The organism is Streptomyces sp. NPDC051555, from assembly GCF_044454405.1.
In the GTDB taxonomy this organism is placed as follows: Bacteria; Actinomycetota; Actinomycetes; order Streptomycetales; family Streptomycetaceae; genus Streptomyces.
On record NZ_JBITDP010000004.1, the window covers coordinates 145,685 to 163,829 of the forward strand.

At 72.9% G+C, this 18,145-nt stretch carries 17 protein-coding genes; 9 read left to right on the forward strand and 8 right to left on the reverse strand.

Annotation, left to right across the window (positions count from 1 at the left end; genetic code table 11):
* The first annotated feature begins 160 nt into the window (after positions 1 to 160).
* Both ACIBEA_RS11785 and hutH read left to right on the forward strand, forming a co-directional pair.
* Positions 161 to 1,270 (forward strand): diguanylate cyclase domain-containing protein, encoded by a 1,110-nt coding sequence (locus ACIBEA_RS11785; RefSeq protein WP_399259675.1) that lies wholly within the window; start codon positions 161 to 163, stop codon positions 1,268 to 1,270.
* Positions 1,271 to 1,327: 57 nt separating this feature from the next.
* Positions 1,328 to 2,869, forward strand: a complete 1,542-nt coding sequence (gene hutH, locus ACIBEA_RS11790; protein ID WP_399260131.1) for a histidine ammonia-lyase — start codon at positions 1,328 to 1,330, stop codon at positions 2,867 to 2,869.
* Between the two features lie 74 nt (positions 2,870 to 2,943).
* Here hutH and ACIBEA_RS11795 read toward each other — a convergent pair whose 3' ends face one another.
* Positions 2,944 to 3,282 (reverse strand): hypothetical protein, encoded by a 339-nt coding sequence (locus ACIBEA_RS11795; protein ID WP_399259676.1) that lies wholly within the window; start codon positions 3,280 to 3,282, stop codon positions 2,944 to 2,946.
* A gap of 155 nt (positions 3,283 to 3,437) precedes the next feature.
* Between ACIBEA_RS11795 and ACIBEA_RS11800 the strand changes: the two genes are divergently transcribed.
* The 5 genes from ACIBEA_RS11800 to ACIBEA_RS11820 all read left to right on the forward strand — a co-directional run bounded on the left by ACIBEA_RS11800 (position 3,438) and on the right by ACIBEA_RS11820 (position 8,744).
* The gene (locus ACIBEA_RS11800; RefSeq protein WP_399259677.1) at positions 3,438 to 3,731 is read left to right on the forward strand and encodes a hypothetical protein; all 294 of its coding nucleotides are present in this window, start codon (positions 3,438 to 3,440) and stop codon (positions 3,729 to 3,731) included.
* A gap of 130 nt (positions 3,732 to 3,861) precedes the next feature.
* A complete protein-coding gene (locus tag ACIBEA_RS11805) occupies positions 3,862 to 5,130 on the forward strand; it encodes an Ig-like domain-containing protein (RefSeq protein WP_399259678.1) in 1,269 nt (422 codons plus the stop codon).
* 196 nt (positions 5,131 to 5,326) lie between these two features.
* Positions 5,327 to 6,832: an ABC transporter permease gene (locus tag ACIBEA_RS11810; RefSeq protein WP_399259679.1), complete on the forward strand. Its 1,506-nt coding sequence runs from the start codon at positions 5,327 to 5,329 to the stop codon at positions 6,830 to 6,832.
* Between the two features lie 98 nt (positions 6,833 to 6,930).
* Positions 6,931 to 7,608 (forward strand): ABC transporter ATP-binding protein, encoded by a 678-nt coding sequence (locus ACIBEA_RS11815; RefSeq protein WP_399259680.1) that lies wholly within the window; start codon positions 6,931 to 6,933, stop codon positions 7,606 to 7,608.
* A 122-nt stretch (positions 7,609 to 7,730) separates the two neighbouring features.
* Positions 7,731 to 8,744: a GNAT family N-acetyltransferase gene (locus tag ACIBEA_RS11820; protein WP_399259681.1), complete on the forward strand. Its 1,014-nt coding sequence runs from the start codon at positions 7,731 to 7,733 to the stop codon at positions 8,742 to 8,744.
* Here the strand turns inward: ACIBEA_RS11820 and ACIBEA_RS11825 are convergent.
* Positions 8,734 to 9,675 (reverse strand): helix-turn-helix domain-containing protein, encoded by a 942-nt coding sequence (locus ACIBEA_RS11825; protein WP_399259682.1) that lies wholly within the window; start codon positions 9,673 to 9,675, stop codon positions 8,734 to 8,736. The two genes, ACIBEA_RS11820 and ACIBEA_RS11825, sit on opposite strands and share 11 nt — an antisense overlap.
* A gap of 219 nt (positions 9,676 to 9,894) precedes the next feature.
* On the opposite strand from ACIBEA_RS11825, the gene ACIBEA_RS11830 reads away from it, so the two are divergent.
* A complete protein-coding gene (locus tag ACIBEA_RS11830; RefSeq protein WP_399259683.1) occupies positions 9,895 to 10,965 on the forward strand; it encodes an NAD(P)-dependent alcohol dehydrogenase in 1,071 nt (356 codons plus the stop codon).
* A 90-nt stretch (positions 10,966 to 11,055) separates the two neighbouring features.
* Entirely contained in the window at positions 11,056 to 11,400 is a 345-nt protein-coding gene (locus ACIBEA_RS11835) for an AQJ64_40280 family protein (protein WP_385785374.1), read from the forward strand.
* Positions 11,401 to 11,684: 284 nt separating this feature from the next.
* Here ACIBEA_RS11835 and ACIBEA_RS11840 read toward each other — a convergent pair whose 3' ends face one another.
* The 6 genes from ACIBEA_RS11840 to ACIBEA_RS11865 all read right to left on the reverse strand — a co-directional run bounded on the left by ACIBEA_RS11840 (position 11,685) and on the right by ACIBEA_RS11865 (position 18,064).
* Complete coding sequence (locus tag ACIBEA_RS11840) at positions 11,685 to 12,029, reverse strand: hypothetical protein (protein WP_399259684.1); 345 nt, start codon at positions 12,027 to 12,029, stop codon at positions 11,685 to 11,687.
* An 84-nt stretch (positions 12,030 to 12,113) separates the two neighbouring features.
* Positions 12,114 to 12,788, reverse strand: a complete 675-nt coding sequence (msrA, locus tag ACIBEA_RS11845; RefSeq protein ID WP_399259685.1) for a peptide-methionine (S)-S-oxide reductase MsrA — start codon at positions 12,786 to 12,788, stop codon at positions 12,114 to 12,116.
* Positions 12,789 to 12,893: 105 nt separating this feature from the next.
* Positions 12,894 to 14,003, reverse strand: a complete 1,110-nt coding sequence (locus ACIBEA_RS11850; protein ID WP_399259686.1) for a hypothetical protein — start codon at positions 14,001 to 14,003, stop codon at positions 12,894 to 12,896.
* Positions 14,000 to 15,604, reverse strand: coding sequence for a M48 family metalloprotease (locus ACIBEA_RS11855; protein WP_399259687.1), 1,605 nt, complete (start codon positions 15,602 to 15,604; stop codon positions 14,000 to 14,002). The genes ACIBEA_RS11850 and ACIBEA_RS11855 overlap by 4 nt, the downstream gene beginning before the upstream one ends.
* A gap of 192 nt (positions 15,605 to 15,796) precedes the next feature.
* Complete coding sequence (locus tag ACIBEA_RS11860; protein ID WP_399259688.1) at positions 15,797 to 16,891, reverse strand: hypothetical protein; 1,095 nt, start codon at positions 16,889 to 16,891, stop codon at positions 15,797 to 15,799.
* A 66-nt stretch (positions 16,892 to 16,957) separates the two neighbouring features.
* The gene (locus ACIBEA_RS11865) at positions 16,958 to 18,064 is read right to left on the reverse strand and encodes a hypothetical protein (RefSeq protein ID WP_399259689.1); all 1,107 of its coding nucleotides are present in this window, start codon (positions 18,062 to 18,064) and stop codon (positions 16,958 to 16,960) included.
* Positions 18,065 to 18,145: the final 81 nt, after the last annotated feature.

Here is an 18,145-nt window from a genome sequence, read left to right on the forward strand (position 1 = left end):
GTGCGTGTGGTCGGGGGGGGGGACGGGCTCGTACCCCATGTAGGCCGACCACCCCCCCCCCCGGCGGGGCTGGATTGGTTCCGCCCTGGGGGGTTCCGATCGGCGGGCTGGATTGGCGGGGTGGAGGACGAAACTGGGCAAAGTTGCCTAATCTGGGGTGATGGGAGTTGACGCGCGACTGCGGGCCGTGGTGGGACTCGCGCAGGCCATGGCGGCCGCGCACGCACCGCGCGACAGCGTGCGCGCGGCGGCCCGCGGAGCGCGGGTGGCGATGGACGGCTCCTTCGCCGCGATCTCCGCGTGGGAGCGCGAGCGCGGTCGACTGCGCGTCCTGGTCAATGAGGGCGAGCGCCGCGACGGCGAGGAGGAGTTCCCCGCCGACGAGTCCTACCCCGTGCACGACTTCCCCGAGATCACCGAGTTCCTGCACGAGCGCTGGGTCGGCGGCGGCGGCCCGCACGCCTGGGTCGAGAGCGCCGTCGGCGACCGCCCGGGCCGCCGCGGCGAGGCGCTGCGCCGCCGCGGCCGCGGCACCTGCGTCGTCGCGCCCATCGTGCTCAGCGGCCGCGCCTGGGGCGAGCTGTACGTCGCCCGCGACGAGGGGCTCCCGGACTTCGACGAGGACGACGCCGAGTTCGCGACCGTGCTCGCCGCCGTGGTGGCCGCCGGACTCGCCCAGAACGAACGCCTCGAAGAGGCCCGCGCGCTCGCCTTCACCGACCCCCTGACCGGCCTCGCCAACCGCCGGGCCGTCGACATGCGCCTCGACGAGGCGCTGGAGGAGCATCGCGGCAAGGGCGCGGTGGTCAGCCTGGTGGTCTGCGACCTCAACGGCCTCAAGCGGGTCAACGACACCCTGGGCCATGCCATGGGCGACCGGCTGCTGGAGCGCTTCGGGTCGGTGCTCAGCCTGTGCGGGGCGATGCTGCCCGGGGCGCTGGTGGCGCGCCTCGGCGGGGACGAGTTCTGCCTGGTGAGCGTGGGCCCGACGGCCGACGAGGTGGTCCGGGTCACCGAGGAGCTGTGCCTGCGGGCCGCCGAGCTGGAGCTGGGGGAAGGGGTGGCCTGCGGGGTCGCCTCGACCGGGGACGACATCGGTCCGGTGAAGTCCTCGCGGCGCCTGTTCCGGCTGGCGGACGCGGCGCAGTACAAGGCCAAGGCGGCCCGGCTGCCCAAACCGGTGGTCGCCGGTCGGGACACGGCCGTGATGCGGCTCGCCGACACCCCGCCGGCCGGTTCGGGCGAGCGCCGCCGCTTCCGCGGCAGGTGACCGCGCCGCGACCTAGTGACATGTTGGGATTCAGTCCGTAGGGTGCTGAATATGGATATGCACACTGTCGTGATGGGGACGTCCGGGACCACCGCCGAGGACGTCATCGCCGTCGCCCGCCAGGGCGCTCGCGTCGAGCTGTCCGCCGAGGCGGTCGACGCCCTCGCGCGTGCCCGCGCCATCGTGGACGCCCTCGCCGCCAAGCCCGAGCCCGTCTACGGGGTGTCCACGGGCTTCGGCGCGCTCGCCTCCCGGCACATCAGCCCCGAGCTGCGCGCCCAGCTCCAGCGCAACATCGTCCGCTCGCACGCCGCGGGCATGGGCCCGCGCGTCGAGCGCGAGGTGGTCCGCGCCCTGATGTTCCTGCGCCTGAAGACCGTCGCCTCCGGGCACACCGGGGTCCGCCCCGAGGTCGCCCAGACCATGGCCGACGTCCTGAACGCCGGGATCACCCCGGTCGTCCACGAGTACGGCTCCCTCGGCTGTTCCGGCGACCTCGCCCCGCTCTCGCACTGCGCGCTCACCCTGATGGGCGAAGGCGACGCGGAAGGTCCCGACGGCGTCGTGCGCCCCGCCGGCGAGCTGCTCGCCGAGGCCGGGATCACCCCCGTCGAGCTGCGCGAGAAGGAGGGCCTGGCCCTCCTCAACGGCACCGACGGCATGCTCGGCATGCTGGTCATGGCCATCGCCGACCTGAACAAGCTCTACACGTCGGCCGACATCACCGCCGCCCTCACGCTGGAGGCGCTGCTCGGTAGCGAGCGGGTCCTCCAGCCCGAGCTGCACGCCATCCGCCCGCACCCCGGGCAGGGCGCCTCCGCCGCGAACATGGCCGCCGTACTGAAGGGCTCCGGGCTCACCGGGCACTTCCAGGAGGAGTCGGCGCCGCGGGTGCAGGACGCGTACTCCGTGCGCTGCGCCCCGCAGGTCGCGGGCGCGGGCCGGGACACCCTCGCGCACGCCACCCTGGTCGCCTCGCGCGAGCTGGCCGCCGCCGTCGACAACCCCGTCGTCCTGCCGGACGGGCGCGTGGAGTCCAACGGCAACTTCCACGGCGCGCCCGTCGCCTACGTGCTGGACTTCCTCGCCATCGTCGCCGCCGACCTCGGCTCGATCGCCGAGCGCCGCACCGACCGGCTGCTCGACAAGAACCGCTCGCACGGGCTGCCGCCCTTCCTCGCGGACGACGCCGGCGTCGACTCCGGCCTGATGATCGCCCAGTACACGCAGGCCGCCCTGGTCAGCGAGATGAAGCGGCTCGCCGTACCGGCCTCCGCCGACTCGATCCCGTCCTCCGCGATGCAGGAGGACCACGTCTCCATGGGCTGGTCCGCCGCCCGCAAGCTGCGCACCTCGATCGAGAACCTGAACCGGATCGTCGCCATCGAGCTGTACGCCGCCACCCGCGCCATCGAGCTGCGCCACGGGCTGACCCCGGCACCGGCCAGCCGGGCCGCGATCGCCGCCGCGCGGGCGGCCGGCGTCGAGGGTCCCGGGCCGGATCGTTTCCTCGCGCCCGACCTGGCGGCCGCGGACGCGTTCATCCGTTCGGGTGCTCTCCTGGAAGCCGTGGAACCGGTCACCGGCCCCCTCGCCTGAGTGACCTGACCTGACCGTCGTACGCCGAAGGGCCGCCCCTCGGGGCGGCCCTTCGGCGTGTGTGGGGTGCGGGCTCAGTCCCCGGCGCGGGCGCGGCGCACGGAGAAGGCGACGAAGCCGGCCCCGGCGCCGAGGCAGAGCGTGCCGCCGACCAGGTACGGGCCGGTGTCCACGCTGCCGGTGTCCGCGAGCAGGAGCTGGGGCCGGGCCTCGGGCGCGGACCGGGAAGCGGAAGCCGCGGCCTCGTCCTCGTCCGGCAGGCCCTCGCCGGCCTGCGCGTTCGCGTTCGCGGGGGCGCCCTGGGCGGGGTCGGAGGAGGTGGCGGAGGTGGCGCCCGCGTTGGGGACGAACCAGAGGGCGCCGAGCAGGGTGGTCGCCCCGAGGGCGGTGAGCAGCGGTCGACGTGCGGACACAGTTCGATCCCCCTTGTGGCAGCAGCGAATTGGCCGTGTGGGCAGATGCTAGTTAAAGGGGCGGGTCGTGGGAAACCCGGGGGTTCTTGAGCCTTACCCTCCGTCGTATGAATGCTTCTGAAGAATCACGGTACGTACGGCTTCGGGTTGATTTGGTGCTGGAGGTTCCGGAACCGGACGCTCTCACCGAAGCCGCCCTCGCGCACATCAAAGCCGACGAGTTCATGCCCGACGAGGAACGCGGGCACGCGGAGTCGGCGGTGCGCGAGGACGCGGCGGAGGCCCTGGCGTACCTCATCGACCCCACCGACCTGGTCGCCGAGATCCCCGGGGTCGAGCTGGCGCAGGCCTCCTGGAGCACCGAGCCGGTCGAATACGACCCCGAGTCGATGGAGTGGGACATCGACGAGGAAGATGGGGTATTCGACGAAGAGGACGACAACGCCTGACCGTGCGGTGGCCCACATTCGAACGGATGTGGAACCGGATCGGCACGTAAACGCGTTGTATGGATGAGGCAGGGATTCTGGCAGGGGGGCTTGCCTCCCTGCCCTGCTGATGCTCGGTGATCCGGCAACGATGGAGTGGCGTGTGAGGACGGACAGCAAGCGGCGCAGGCGGGGCCTCGCGGCCGCAGCGGCGGTGCTCGGTGGGGTACTGGTGCTCTCGGCGTGCAGCGGCGGGGACGACAAGGCCGCCGGCAACGGCGACAAGACCAGCAAGTCCCAGGCGGACGTGGACGCGGCGGCCGCGAAGGACACGTCCAAGGCGCGAATAGTCATCGCGCCCAAGGACGGCGCCACCAACGTCGGTCTGAACAACGCCACCGTGACGGTGACCGAGGGAACGCTCACCAAGGTGGAGTTGAAGACCTCCGAGGGCACCGCGGTCGAGGGCAAGATAGCCGCCGACGGCAAGAGCTGGAAGCCCGAGGGCGCGCTCAAGCGCTCCCAGAAGTACTCGCTGGCCGCGTCCGCGAAGGACACCGCCGGCAAGGAGGCCCACGAGAACGCCTCCTTCACCACCGTCTCGCCCGAGAACAGCTTCATCGGCTCGTTCACGCCGGAGGAAGGCGCGAAGGTCGGCGTGGGCATGCCGGTCTCGATCGACTTCAACAAGCCGATCAAGGACAAGAAGGCGGTCCAGGCCGCCATCAACGTCACCTCCAGCACCGGCCAGGAAGTCGTCGGCCACTGGTTCGGAGACCAGCGCCTGGACTTCCGTCCGGACCAGTACTGGACCGCCAACTCCACCATCACGATGAAGATGAAGCTGGACGGGGTCCAGGGCGCCCCCGGCGTCGTCGGCGTCCAGGACCGCACCGCGACCTTCCAGATCGGCCGCAGCCAGGTCTCGACCGTCGACGTGAAGACGAAGAAGATGACCGTCACGCGCGACGGCCAGGTCGTCAAGACCATCCCGATCTCCGCCGGCTCCCCGGCGAACCCGACGTACAACGGTCAGATGGTGATCTCCGAGAAGTTCAAGGAGACCCGGATGGACGGCGCCACCGTCGGCTTCAAGGACGGCGACGGCAAGGGCGAGTACGACATCAAGGACGTCCCGCACGCGATGCGGCTGTCCACCTCCGGCACCTTCATCCACGGCAACTACTGGGGCGACGACTCCATCTTCGGCAGCGCCAACACCAGCCACGGCTGTGTCGGCCTGAACGATGCCAAGGGTGCCAACGACCCGGACCAGCCCGGTGCGTGGTTCTTCGACAACTCGCTCGTCGGCGACGTCGTGAACGTGGTCAACTCCCCGGACAAGACGATCAAGCCGGACAACGGCCTGAACGGCTGGAACCTCAGCTGGGCGGACTGGAAGGCCGGGTCGGCCGTCTGAGCCCGCTGAATCTGCCGAGCAGCCAACCGGTCCGCTGAACAGCCGGCCGGGCTGCTGAACCGGACACCGCCGACGGCGGGGGAGCCCCGAGGGCGCCCCCGCCGTTCGCGTTCCCCTGCGTGTTCCCCCGCGCGTTCTCATCCGACTCTTATCCGCCACTTATCCAGCCATCACGGCCCGTGCCTAGCTTCGCCCCATGTTCTTCACCTACCTCCGGCGCGAGTTGCGCCGCCGCAGGAAGGCGGCGCTCGTCGTCGCCTCCGGGCTCGCGCTGGGCATCGCTCTCGTCATCGTCGTGACCTCCGTGTCCGCGGGCATGGGGCAGGCGCAGGCCAAGGTCCTCCAGTCCCTCTACGGCCTCGGCACGGACATGACCGTCACCAAGGCACAGACCCCGCCGGGCGAGGGGGGCGCGCCGCAGCGCCAGCGCTTCAAGTTCGACGCCAAGGACGGCGCCGACGGGGCCGCCGGCGCCGAGCAGAGCCACGACATCGTGATGCCCCAGGGATTCCAGACCCTGGACGCGACCACCGTCGCCAAGGTCTCCGGCCAGCGCGGGGTCGCCGACGCCGTCGGCGGCCTCAGCCTTCAGGTGATGAAGGTCAACGGGCAGTTCCGGCGCGGTGAGTTCAAGCGCACCGAGGGCGCCGGCCAGGGCGGCGCGCAGGGCGGTCGCAGCGGTGGCGGCCAGGGCGCCGGTGGCGCGGGCGGCTCCGTCGAGGGCGGCGGCGCCGACTTCGACGTCAACTCCTTCACCGTCTACGGCACCGACGTCGCCAAGCCGGAGCTGGGTCCGCTGACCACCTCCAAGCTCACCTCCGGGCGCACCTTCCAGGCCGCCGAGGCCAATGCGGCCGTGGCCGTGGTCGACAGCGCCTACGCCACGAAGAACAAGCTGGCCGTCGGGTCCGACGTCGCCGTCAAGGGCGCCACCTTCAAGGTCATCGGCATCGCGACCGCCGACAGCGGTGACGCGGCCGCCAACCTCTACGTCCCGCTCAAGCAGGCCCAGACCCTCGCCGAATCGCCGGACAAGATCACCACGGTCTACGTCCAGGCCAAGGACTCCAAGGTGATCGACTCGGTCAAGACGGCCATCCAGGCGAACGTCCCCGACACCACCGTCACCACCTCCGCGGACCTCGCGGACACCGTCTCGGGCTCGCTCTCCACGGCCTCCTCGCTCGCCTCGACCGTCGGCACCTGGCTCTCCTACACGGTCCTCGCCGCGGCCTTCCTCGTCGCCGGCCTGCTCACCTCCTCGGCCGTCAGCCGCCGGGTGCGCGAATTCGGCACCCTGAAGGCGCTCGGCTGGAAGAGCCGCCGGGTCACCGGCCAGGTAGCCGGCGAAGCCGTGGTCAACGGCCTCATCGGGGGCGCCCTCGGCATCGGGCTCGGGCTCGGCGCCGCCTACCTGATCACGGCCATCAGCCCCACCCTCACCGCGCAGCTCGGCGGCGGCGGTGGCGGCGCGCGCGGCGGCCGGGCGGGCGGCTTCGGTGGTGGCGGCGGTGGCGGATTCGGCGGCGCCCGCCGCACCGCGGCCAAGGCCCTGGACGTCGCGCTCACCGCGCCCGTATCCCTGTCCACCATCGGCCTCGCCGTTGCCCTCGCGGTGGCGGGCGGCCTGATCGCGGGCGGCTTCGGCGGCTGGCGCGCGTCCCGGCTGCGCCCGGCGGACGCCCTGCGCCGCGTCGAGTAGGCCGGTCGGGCGGGCCCTGCCCCTGCACGGCCCGCCCGACCTCCCGGTCGAGGACCGGCCCCGCGCACTGCCGAACGTACGAGAGGAACCCACGCACGATGTACCAACTCACCGGTGTCACCAAGAACTACCGGCGCGGCAAGGACACCGTCGCCGCGCTCGCCGGGGTCGACCTGACCATCGAGGACGGCGGCAGGCTCGTCATCCAGGGCCCCACCGGCGGCGGGAAGTCCACGCTGCTCCAGATGCTCGGCGGCCTCGACCGGCCCACCGCCGGCTCCGTCGTGCTCGACGGCCAGGATCTGGCGAGCCTGTCGGAGGCCCGGCTGACCGAGGTCCGGGCGCAGAACATCGGCTTCGTCTTCCAGTCCTTCAACCTCATCCCCACCCTCACCGCGCAGGAGAACGTCGAGACGGCGCTCGTCCCGCTCGGCCTCAAGGCGAAGGCCCGGCGCGAACAGGCCGCCGAGGCGCTGGATTCGGTCGGTCTGGCCGAGCGCATGGGCCACCTGCCGGGCGAGCTCTCCGGCGGCCAGCAGCAGCGCGTCGCCATCGCCCGGGCCCTGGTGAAGAAGCCGAAGGTGCTGCTCGCCGACGAGCCGACCGGCAACCTCGACGAGTCCACCCGCGACGAGGTGATGGACCTGCTGGAGGGGCTCTGGAAGGAACACGGGCTGACCTTCGTCATGGTCACCCACGACAGCGCGCTCGCGAAGCGGGCGCCGCGGCTGGCGACAATCCGGCGGGGTCGGGTCACGGTGACCGAGAACGTCTGAGAGCGTCTGCGGAGGTCGGGGAACGACCGGCCGGTCCGGCCCGGTCCGGCCCGGTCCGGCCCCGTGCGGTCCGGCCGGAAAAGCCTTGGCGGCGGGCCGCGGGCCGGAGCTACGGTCATTGGATGACCGCACCCGTGCCCGCACCCGCGCCCGCCTCCCCGCCCGCTTCCGTCCGGCTCCTCTCCGTCCCGCCGACCACCGCCGAAATCGCCGCGTGGACCCGCCTGTTGGGCGCCGTCCACGCGGCCGACCTGCCCGGCGTGCCCGCGCCGAGCCTGGTGGAGGTGGGCGGCCGGCTCGGCGTCCCCTCGATCCGCGGGCGCTCCGTACAGTGGGCGGCAGCGGGTGAGGGCGGCGAGATCGACGGCGCCGCCGCCCTGCTGCTCTTCACCGACGAGGGCAATACGCACGGCGCCTACCTCGACGTGCTCGCGGTCCGACCCGGCGCCCGGCGCCGCGGTCTCGGGCGCGCCCTGTGGGAGCGGGTCCGCGGCGAACTCCTCGCGCAGGGACGCACGTCGGTGTCCTCGACGATCGAAGTCGGCACTCCCGCGCAGCGGTTCGCGGAGAGCCTCGGTTTCGAGAACGTCCTGCCGATGGCCTGGCACGTGCAGGAGGTCCCCGCCGGACCGGTCCAGGCGCCGCAGGACGTCCCCGGCTACCGGCTCGTGAGCTGGAGCGGCGAGACCCCCGACGCGTGGTCCGAGGCCGCGGCCGTCGCGCACGGTGCGATGGAGGACGCGCCGATGGGCGAGCTGGACGAGCGGGCCCCGGTCTGGACGGGGGAGCGCGTGCGCCAGGCGCAGCGGCTGATCGTGGACCGGGGCGGGGTGATCCTCTCGGTGGCCGCGCTGACCGAGAGCGGCGAGATGGCGGCGTACACGGAACTGGTCCTCCCCGATCCGGCGGTCACCCGGGCCGTCCAGTACGACACGGTCGTCGTCCCCACCCACCGGGGCCGGGGGCTCGGACGGCTGGTCAAGCGGCAGATGGTGGCCCAGGCCGTGGAGCGGTACCCGCGGGTGCGGGAGATCGTGACGACGGTCGCGGACGAGAACGCGCCGATGCTCGGGATCAACGAGTCCCTGGGCTACCGCCGCGAGCGCGGCGTGGGCCTGTTCCAGCTCAAGCTGTAGCGGTCCGGCCCGTCGGCGCGGAGGTGGACGACGGCTCGGAGGAGGACTGGGACGAGGGCGCGGCCCAGGAGCCGAGCAGGCGCAGCGCGTCCGCCGAGGCCGATCCCGGCTCCGCGTGGTAGGTGACCAGCGACTGCTCCGGATTGTCCGGGAAGGTCAAGGTCTCGAAGGAGAGGGTGAGCGGGCCCACGACCGGGTGCCGCAGTTCCTTCGTGCCGTGCGACTTGTCGTGCACGGTGTGCTCCGCCCACAACTGCCGGAACTCCGCGTTCTTCACGGAGAGTTCGCCGACCAGCGCGGACAGCTGCGGGTCGTCGGGGTACTGGCCCGCATACAGCCGCAGGTTGCTGACCACCTCGCAGGCCCGGCAGTCCCACGCGTCGTACAGCTCCGCGGTCGCCGGGTCGAGGAAGACCATCCGCACCAGGTTCCGCTCCTGGGGCGGCAGTGCGCCGAAGTCCCCGAAGACGGCCGCCGCCATCCTGTTCCAGCCCACGACGTCCTGGCGCCGGCCGATGATGTAGGCCGGTACGCCGTCCAGCGCGTCCAGCAGGTGCAGCAGCTCCGGCCGGACCTTCTCGGGGCGGTGGCTCTGGCTCTGGCGGCGCTTGCGCGCCTTGGGCCGGGCCAGGTGCGTCAGGTGCGTGTACTGGGTGTCGTCCAGCCGCAGGGCGCGGGCGAGGGCGTCGAGGACCTCGGCCGACACGTTCTGCCCCTGGCCCTGCTCCAGCCGCGTGTAGTAGGCCACGGAGACCCCGGCCAGCTGGGCCAGCTCCTCGCGGCGCAGCCCCGGGACGCGGCGGTGGCGCCCGTAATCGGGCAGGCCGACATCCTCCGGGCGCAGCCTCGCGCGGCGGGAGCGCAGGAACTCGCCGAGTTCGGTGCGCAGGTCGCTCCGCCGGTCGGGTCGCTGGTCGTCGGCCTGGTCCATCCGTCCAGTATCCCCGGGTCGGGGGCCGGGCGGAGGTCGGGAGCCTGACCCCGCCAGGGGTAGGTTCGCCAGTCCTAGCTCCGACAGGGGTCTGGGTGCGCGGCCGGATGCGAGGCATCGTTTCTGCAGTACCGCTTATCCGCTGTTCCCGCTTTCCCGCACCACCCCGCTTTCCCGCACCACCCCACACCCCAGCGCACCGTCCAAGGAGCCCTTCCCGTGTCGCACCCCACCGCTGCCGTGTCCGCCCCCACCCGGGTCGCCGCCTACGCGGCCCCCTCGCCCAAGGCCCCGCTGGAGCGCACCACCGTGCCGCGCCGCCCGGTCGGCGAACACGACGTCCTCATCGAGATCAAGTACTCCGGGATCTGTCACTCGGACATCCACCAGGCCCGCGACGGCTGGGGCGAGGGCATCTTCCCGATGGTCCCGGGCCACGAGATCGCGGGCATCGTGACCGCGACCGGCGCCGGCGTGACGAAGTTCGCCGTCGGCGACCGGGTGGGCGTCGGCTGCTTCGTCGACTCCTGCGGCGAGTGCGCGAACTGCGTACAGGGCCAGGACCAGTTCTGCGAGCGCGGCGCGACGGGCACGTACAACGCGGTCGGCTCCGACGGCGAGCCGACGTACGGCGGTTACTCCACCCACATCGTGGTCGCCGAGAGCCACACCCTGCGCATCCCGGACGGCATCGCCCTCGACGTGGCGGCGCCGCTGCTGTGCGCGGGCATCACCCTCTACTCGCCGCTCAAGCGCTGGGGCGCGGGCCCGGGCAAGAAGGTCGCCATCGTCGGCCTGGGCGGTCTCGGGCACATGGGCGTCAAGATCGCCGCGGCGCTGGGGGCCGAGGTGACCGTCCTGTCGCAGACCCTGCGCAAGAAGGCGGACGGGCTGGAGCTCGGCGCCGCGCACTTCCACGCGACGAACGACCCGGCGACCTTCACGGAGCTGGCCGGCACCTTCGACCTCATCGTCTCGACGGTCTCGGCCCCGCTGGACCTGGGCGCGTACCTCGGCCTGCTGAAGGTGGAGGGCGCGCTGGTGAACGTCGGCGCCCCCGAGGAGCCGGTCTCGCTCAACCTGTTCTCCGTCATCGGCGGCAACAAGACGCTGGCCGGTTCGATGATCGGCGGGATCCCGCAGACCCAGGAAATGCTGGACTTCTGCGCGGCGCACGGTCTGGGCGCGGAGATCGAGCTGATCAGCGCCGACCGGATCAACGAGGCGTACGGCCGGGTCGAGGCGAGCGACGTCCGCTACCGCTTCGTCATCGACGCGTCGACGATCTGACGTCGTAGATCGACGGGCGGCCCTCGCGAAGCTGGGGGAGGATGTCCTCAATGCCCCTTTCAGTCGGGGCAGTCGAGGATGTGATGGACAGTGGTACTGCAGTGGACCGACGCGCTGGACGAGCTTCCGGAGACCGGCTCGGGGGTGTTGGGAGCGGTGGCCGGCCGCTACGCGAGGGGGCCGGGGTCGGACTTCTGGGTGGTGTTGCCGATGCGCTTCCTCGCACACCACGTGAGCGAGCCGGACGGCCGCGAGTTCCGTGACTGCTTCGTGGACCGGGGGGCCGTGATCCGCTTCCCCTACGCGGGGGTCGGCCCGGACCCGGAGGGCGTCACCCACTGGGCCTACCTCCCCGCCCTCCCGGGCACGGCCTTCAACCACCTCGTGGGCCACTCGGTGGCCCCCTCCCTCCAGGCGGCCTTCGGCCTCCTGTGAGCTACCACCTGACGGTGGCCCCGCCCGCCCCCGCGCCTCAATCGCCGGCGGGGCCGGGTTGGGCCACTGGCCCGGTGGATGCGGCGTGTCCGGTGCCCGCTGGTCAGCCCCATCCAGCCCGCCCGGCGTTTGAGGGCGCCCGCCGGGAGGGGCTGCGCCCCGCCGGATCAGAGGGCGTCGAACGGCGGAACGATCCGCACGACGACGATCAGCTTGTCGCGGGGTGCGGCGAGGAAGTAGAACCAACCGTCAGCCGCGTCCATACGCCCAGCGCCACCCGGCCGTCACGGTCGGGTGGCGGCGTGGGCCGCGTCGAGGATCTTGCCGATCTCCGAGGCGGCCCTGCGGGCCTGTTCCGCGTCGCCGATGGCGGCCGCGTCCTCCCAGTGCCGCAGTTGCGCGGCCCAGCGGGGGCGGCGCTGGATCTGGACGTGGACCGCCCACTGCGCGATGAACCGCCGCAGGGGGGCGAGGTCCGAGCCCTGCCGCGCTTGGTCGGCGGCCTCGTCCAGTTCCCGCGTGAACGCGGGAAGGGCGGCCGGCGAGATCTGCGCCACCGCCTGGCGCAGCGCCGTCACCGTCGACGGCGGCTGCGGAATCAGCGGCTGGTCGGCGGCGGGCGTGGTCATGGATGCTCCCACGGGCGAGATTCTCTACCTCGGAGCCGGCCTGACCGGCGGACCGGCCACCCGGCCCCTCGAAGGAGCGAGCGGTCAGGCCTCCGTCGACGGCGGCTTCGCCACGCCGATCGGGCAGGAGACGCCCGTGCCGCCGATGCCGCAGTAGCCCGTGGGGTTCTTGTCCAGGTACTGCTGGTGGTACGGCTCCGCGGGCCAGAACGGGCGGTCGGCGGCCGGCAGGACGGCCGTGGTGATCGCGCCGTAGCGGGACGCGGTCAGGACCTGCTGGTAGGCGTCGCGGGAGGCTTCCGCGACGGCCTGGTGGGCGGGGGAGTGGGTGTAGGCCGCGGAGCGGTACTGGGTGCCCACGTCATTGCCCTGGCGGAAGCCCTGGGTGGGGTCGTGGTTCTCCCAGAACACCTTCAGCAGGGACTCGTACGGCAGCACGGCCGGGTCGAAGACGACGCGGACGACCTCCGTGTGGCCCGTACCGCCCGAGCAGACCTCCTCGTACGACGGGTTCCGGGTGGAGCCGCCCTGGTAGCCGACCAGCGTGGTCCACACGCCCGGGGTCTGCCAGAAGATGCGCTCCGCGCCCCAGAAGCAGCCCAGCCCGAAGTCCGCGACCTCCAGGTGGGCCGGGTAGGGACCGGCCAGCGGGTTGCCGAGCACCGTGTGGCGGGACGGCAGGTCGAACTGCGGGGTGGGGCGGCCCTTGAGGGCCTGCTCGGGAGTGGGGAGTTCGGGGGTGCGGCGGTAACTGAACACAGGGGCCTCCTCGGCGGCGGTCGCACAGGGGACAACAGGACGGGGCGGGCCGGGATTCCCCCCACCTGGAAGGATCCGCCCCGCCCCGCCCCGGAGCGACGCCTGTCAGGCGCCCGGCGTCACCTGGCCCACGCTGTAGTCGCGCGCCTTCAGGTAGCGGGCCGCCGGGTCGCCCGAGTAGGTCCACGGCGCCGTGCCGATGTAGCCGTCGACGTGGCGGAACTGCTCGATCGCCTCCGGGTAGCGGTCCTGCCAGTACAGGAACCACGCCGACATGTGCCGCAGGCGCAGCGCCCGCCGGTCGTCCGGGGCGGCCGCCGCGAGGTCCGCCAGCGCCGCCGTCGCGGCGGCGACGACCTCCGGCTCCTTGAAGTAGACGTCCGGGTCGAGGTCGTCCTCGTGCGTCTCCTGCTCGAAGTACGCGTACAGCGGCAGCAGGGTCAGCAGGTCGCCGGGCCCGCCGAGGGCGGCCGCCTCCCGCGCGTAGGCCATGGCCTCCTCGTGCGAGCCGTGCCACTTGGCGCACCAGTACTGGAGCGAGCGCACGTGCGCCGACAGGTTCTTCGGGTCCCGCTTGGTGATCTCCGCGGAGAGCGCGCGGTAGCGCTCGTTCGAGTAGCCCAGGCCGAGCGCGATCGGCTGTTCCAGGACGTACGGGGTGGGGTCCGCCGGGTCGGCGAGCGCCTGCGCCTCCTCGACCAGGACCTGCGCCTTGCGCTGGAGCTCGTGGAAGACGCGGAACTGCTCCCGCGAGGTCTGGTTGGCCCGCAGCGCGCCCCGCACGTTCGAGGCGACGGTGAGCGCCGAGTCCGCGTCGATCGCGGCGGCGGTCGGGTCGGTGGGCCGGGCCGCGCGCCAGGCGCGCAGCCAGGCGTCGTCCTCCGCGGCCTCCTCGCCGAGGACGTAGACGCGCGTGTAGCGCTCCTCCCAGTCCTGCCCCGCGGCCTCGACCCAGGCCGCGCCCGCCTGCCAGTCACCGGAGCGGACGGCGGCCAGGACGACGCCGTGCTCGGCGGGTACGGGCCCCGAGTGCTCGGTGTCGAGACGGTCGCCCGGCAGGAAGCCCTGGTCGACCGAGCGGCCCGCCACGCGGGCGCCGATGGCCTCGACCTCGGCGGTCAGCCGCTTGGCCTTGCGGATGTAGTAGACGCCGCGCAGCACGTAGCCGGCGACGGCCAACAGGGCGAGCCCGAGCACGCCGAAGAAGATCATCATGCCAGTGCCAGCTTTCGCAGCGGTGCGGTGTCGCCCTGGTCGGCCACGGCCCCGTCCAGGGCGGCGTCCAGTTCGTCATGGAAGCCTTCGGAGGAGTAGCCCAGCGTCGCCGAGTCCGACCACGACAGCTGCCAGCGGGCCGCGCCGCGGGCCGTCAGCTCCACCGTGACCAGCTGGTTCAGCGCGCGCCGCAGCCCCGGGCGGGCGAACTCGCGGGCGGCGCGACCGGTGGCCGCCGTGGCTTCCTCGGACCTCGGCAGCCGGTCCGCGACCCGCCACAGGGCGGCCGGGTCGGTGTCGATCAGGTCCAGGAAGTCGGCCAGGTCGCCCTGGGTCCCGGGGCGCTCGGCGGCCACGGCCGCGCGGATGTCCTCGGCGCCCTGGGCGACGTAGAGGCTCATGCTCTCGTGCACCAGGTCGGACCAGTCGGCGCGGCGCAGGCCCAGCGCCTCGGACGTGAGGACCTCGTGCTCCAGCGCGGCGAAGGCGCCGCCCGCGGAGACCAGGACGTCCAGTGCGGGGCGGGTGGCGGCGGCGCCGCGGCCGTCGTCCGCCAGGGCCTCGATCCGGGCCACCCGGTCCGCGATCGGCGGGTGCGAGTCGTAGGGGGAGGCGGGGCGCTCGGGCAGCTCCTCGCGCATCGCCGCCAGCTCCTCCTCGCGGGCGCCGAGCAGCTCGCCGAAGCCGCCGAAGACCTGGCCGGGGGCGGGCAGCAGGCCCGCGCCGACGCCGAGGGTGGCGTAGGAGTCCATGTAGAAGGTGTGCGCGGAGACCAGCGCGGGCAGCTCGCGCAGCGCGGACGCGTAGGCGTCGCGGCCGGCGATCCTGGCCGCGGCGAGGTCGGCGGCGTACTCCTGGCGGCGGAAGCCGGAGAGGGTGGCCCGCATGAAGAAGGAGCCGTAGGCGGTGTAGATCTTGGCCATCGAGCGGTACATGACGCCCGAACCGGAGGTGTTGACCTCCTTGGCCTTCTTGCCCTTGGCGATCCGCTTGCCGGCCTGCTTCTCCTGCTTGGCGCGCTCCTTGGCGACCGTGTTGTCCGCGCGCTCGTGGAAGTGCGCGATGGTCCGGCCGATCTGGGCCTTGCCGCGCACGATCAGCGGGGTGAAGCGGGTGTCGGCATTGCTGTAGTGGCCGAGCTCGTGCGCCAGGACGGCGCGCAGCTGCATCTCGTCGAGCCCCGTCATCAGCGGCAGGCCGATGTACATGCGGCGCGGGCCGGGCAGCAGGCCGAGCAGCCGGGGGTCCTCGCTGACGGCCGCGTTGACCTCGTCGGTCAGCACGATCTCGTCCGGCGCGCGGGTGCCGACGGCGGCGGCCAGCTCGCGGACCATGGCCCACAGGTGCGGTTCCTGCTGCTCGGTGGGGCGCAGGCCCGCCATGGGCTCGCCCTTGGGCGTGCGGAGCATGAACATGCCGCGCACGACCGGGAAGGCGAGGACCAGGCTGACGATGACGAGCTTGGCGACGACCGGGCCGTGTCCGCCCGAGGCGATGATGGCGTAGTCGACGCCCGCCAGGACGGCGAGCAGGACGAAGCCGAGCAGATAGAAGCCGGACAGGAGTACGAGCGCGCGCAATGCGCGCAGCGAAGCGCCCATTTGGAAGGATCCCCCCACGGGATGTGACATGTGCGTCACGTGATGTGACCTGTGTGTGCGGGGCGGTGGGCGCGGTGCGTAGCGGGCACCGCGGGCGCCCCAAGAGAGAGCAAAGTATGCAGGGTCCGTCGGCCGCGGGGCGGCGTCGGGGTGCGGAACGGGCGGCTCGGGCCGCTCAGCCGCTCAGGCCGCTCAGGCCCGCGAACCGTACGCCGCGCGCCCGCGCGCGTGGTCGAAGGCGGCCGACGCGCCCGCGGCGTCCTGGGCCCAGGGGTTGGCGCCGCAGTAGGGGCCGATCCGCCGGAACTGCTCCAGCGCCTCCCGGTCCATCCTCGCGGCCAGCAGGTGGTGGGCGAGCTTGTGGCGCAGCCGCGGCAGGTCCTCGTGGGTCTCCGGCACGGTGTCCAGGCGCCGGGCCACGTCCTCCAGCCGGGCCTTGACGTGCCTGTCGGCCCGGTTCCCGCGCTGCCCGCCGCGCTTCTCGACCTCGTCGAGGGCGTGCAGGTACAGCCCCGCCAGGGTGCTGCCGGCGGGGGAGGTGCCGACGGCGCGCACGGCGAAGTCGAACATCAGCGTGTCGGAGCCGAACCACTTGTCGCACCAGTACTGCAGGGCCTGCCAGTGCGCGGGCCCGTGGTGCGGGGCGCGCAGCTGGAGGTTGCGCCACAGCTCGGTGAACCGGCTGTGCGAGTACTGCATCCCGCGCGCCGCCGTGACCATCACGACCCAGGGGCCCGGGTCGTGCGGGGCGCGGTCCGCGGCCTGCTGGGCCGCGGCCATGGCGGCCGGGAGCAGCTCCTTGAACTGCCGCATCCGCTCGGCCGGGACCTTGTTCGCGTACTCGGTGCCGCGGATCTCCCAGGCGCGGTGCAGGAGCACCTGGGCGTACACGGTGCCCGCGTCGCCGTTGTCGGGCTGGGCGCCGCGCCAGTCGTTCAGCCAGCGGTCGTCGCTCTCGGCGATCTGGATGAGCAGCTCGATCCGCGACCACCGCTCGTCCCAGTCCCGCCCGGCGGCCTCGCAGTACGCGGCGGCCACCCGCCAGTCCCCGTCCCAGGCCGCGTCGGCGACCTCCTGGGCCCGCGCCCGCGCGCCGGGATCGAGGACGGGGCCGCCGCGGCTGGGGTCGAGCTGGTCGCGGGGGACGAGGCCGAAGGCGGCCGGGTCGAACTGCGTGCGTATCCAGCGCTCGGCCCGCGGGCCGGCGGGCCTGCCCTTGGTGCGGGCGAGGTACACGACGATGCCGAGCGGGACGAGGAGCACGAGGAGGACGAGTACGAGGGTCACGGCCGGATCATGCGGCCTGAGCTGCGCTTATGGCAACCTTATAAGCGCAGGTGGATGTGGAGCGGGTCATCGCGGCAGGGTCGCCGGGGAGCCGCCGTTCGCCTCGTAGCCCGCCACGGCCAGCGCCCGGTACACCGCGTACTGCGCCGCCGGATCCGCGCTGTGCGACCACGGCAGCGCGCCGACGTACCCGTCGACGTGCCGCAGTTGCTCCATCGCCTCGGCCCACCGCTCGCTGTTGACCAGGAACAGGATCAACAGGTGACGGACGTGCGCCAGCATCGGATCGTCGGCGCGGGCCGAGTGCACGGCGTACAGCGCGCCCTCCACGGCCCGGGTGACCACGGCGCTCTGGTAGAAGCTCTGCACGGTCGTGAACTCCGGCAGGTGCTCGTACACCGCGAACAGGGGCAGCGCGGCGAGCAGCGAGCCCTGCGGGGCGCGCGCGGCCGCGGCGTGCGTGAAGGCGTCGGCCTTCTCGCGGGAGCCGTGCCACTTCTCGCACCAGTAGTGCAATGCCGCCAGGTGCGCGCCCATGTGCTGCGGCGCCCGGTCGATGATCTTCGCCCACAGGGCGTCGAACTCGGCCTCGGAATAGCCCAGTCCACGGGCGACGGCCAGCTCGGTGATGTACGGGACGGGGTCGCCGGGGGCCAGCAGCGCGCTGCCGGCGGCCGCCGTACGGGCCTCCTCCAGGATGATCCGGTGATCGGTCGAACCCACGCCGCCCGACTGCCGCCACGCCTGCTGGACCAGCAGCTCGGCGTGCACCTGCGCGCCGCCCGCGTCCTTCGGGGCCTCCAGCCGCCACGCCTTCAACCACGGCGCACCGATGCCCGGCCGCTGCGCGAGGTCCAGCGCCGCCGCCCCGGCGAAGGCCTGCACGCGCTGCCAGCGCACCTCGCCGTCGCGCGGGGTGCCGGCGAGCAGCATGGACGCCGCCTGCCACTGGCCGCTGCGCTCGACGTTGCCGAGGGCGTCCATCAGGTCCTGGTCGGGTCCGGGGATCCGGATGTCGAGCTGCTCCTGCCGGGCGAAGCCGTAGTTCTCGGGGTCGGCGGCGTCGGGGCTGTCGGGCGTGACGAGGCGGACGCCGGAGCGCCGGCGCCGCACGTAGGGCCCGACGACGGCGATGAGCATGCCGATCGCGATCAGGAACCACAGAATCTCCATGCACCCAAGCGAACCAGACGCACGCCCCCGGACGCGAACGAGGGGTGCCCCTGCCACCAGCCGGTTCACCCCGGACAGCCC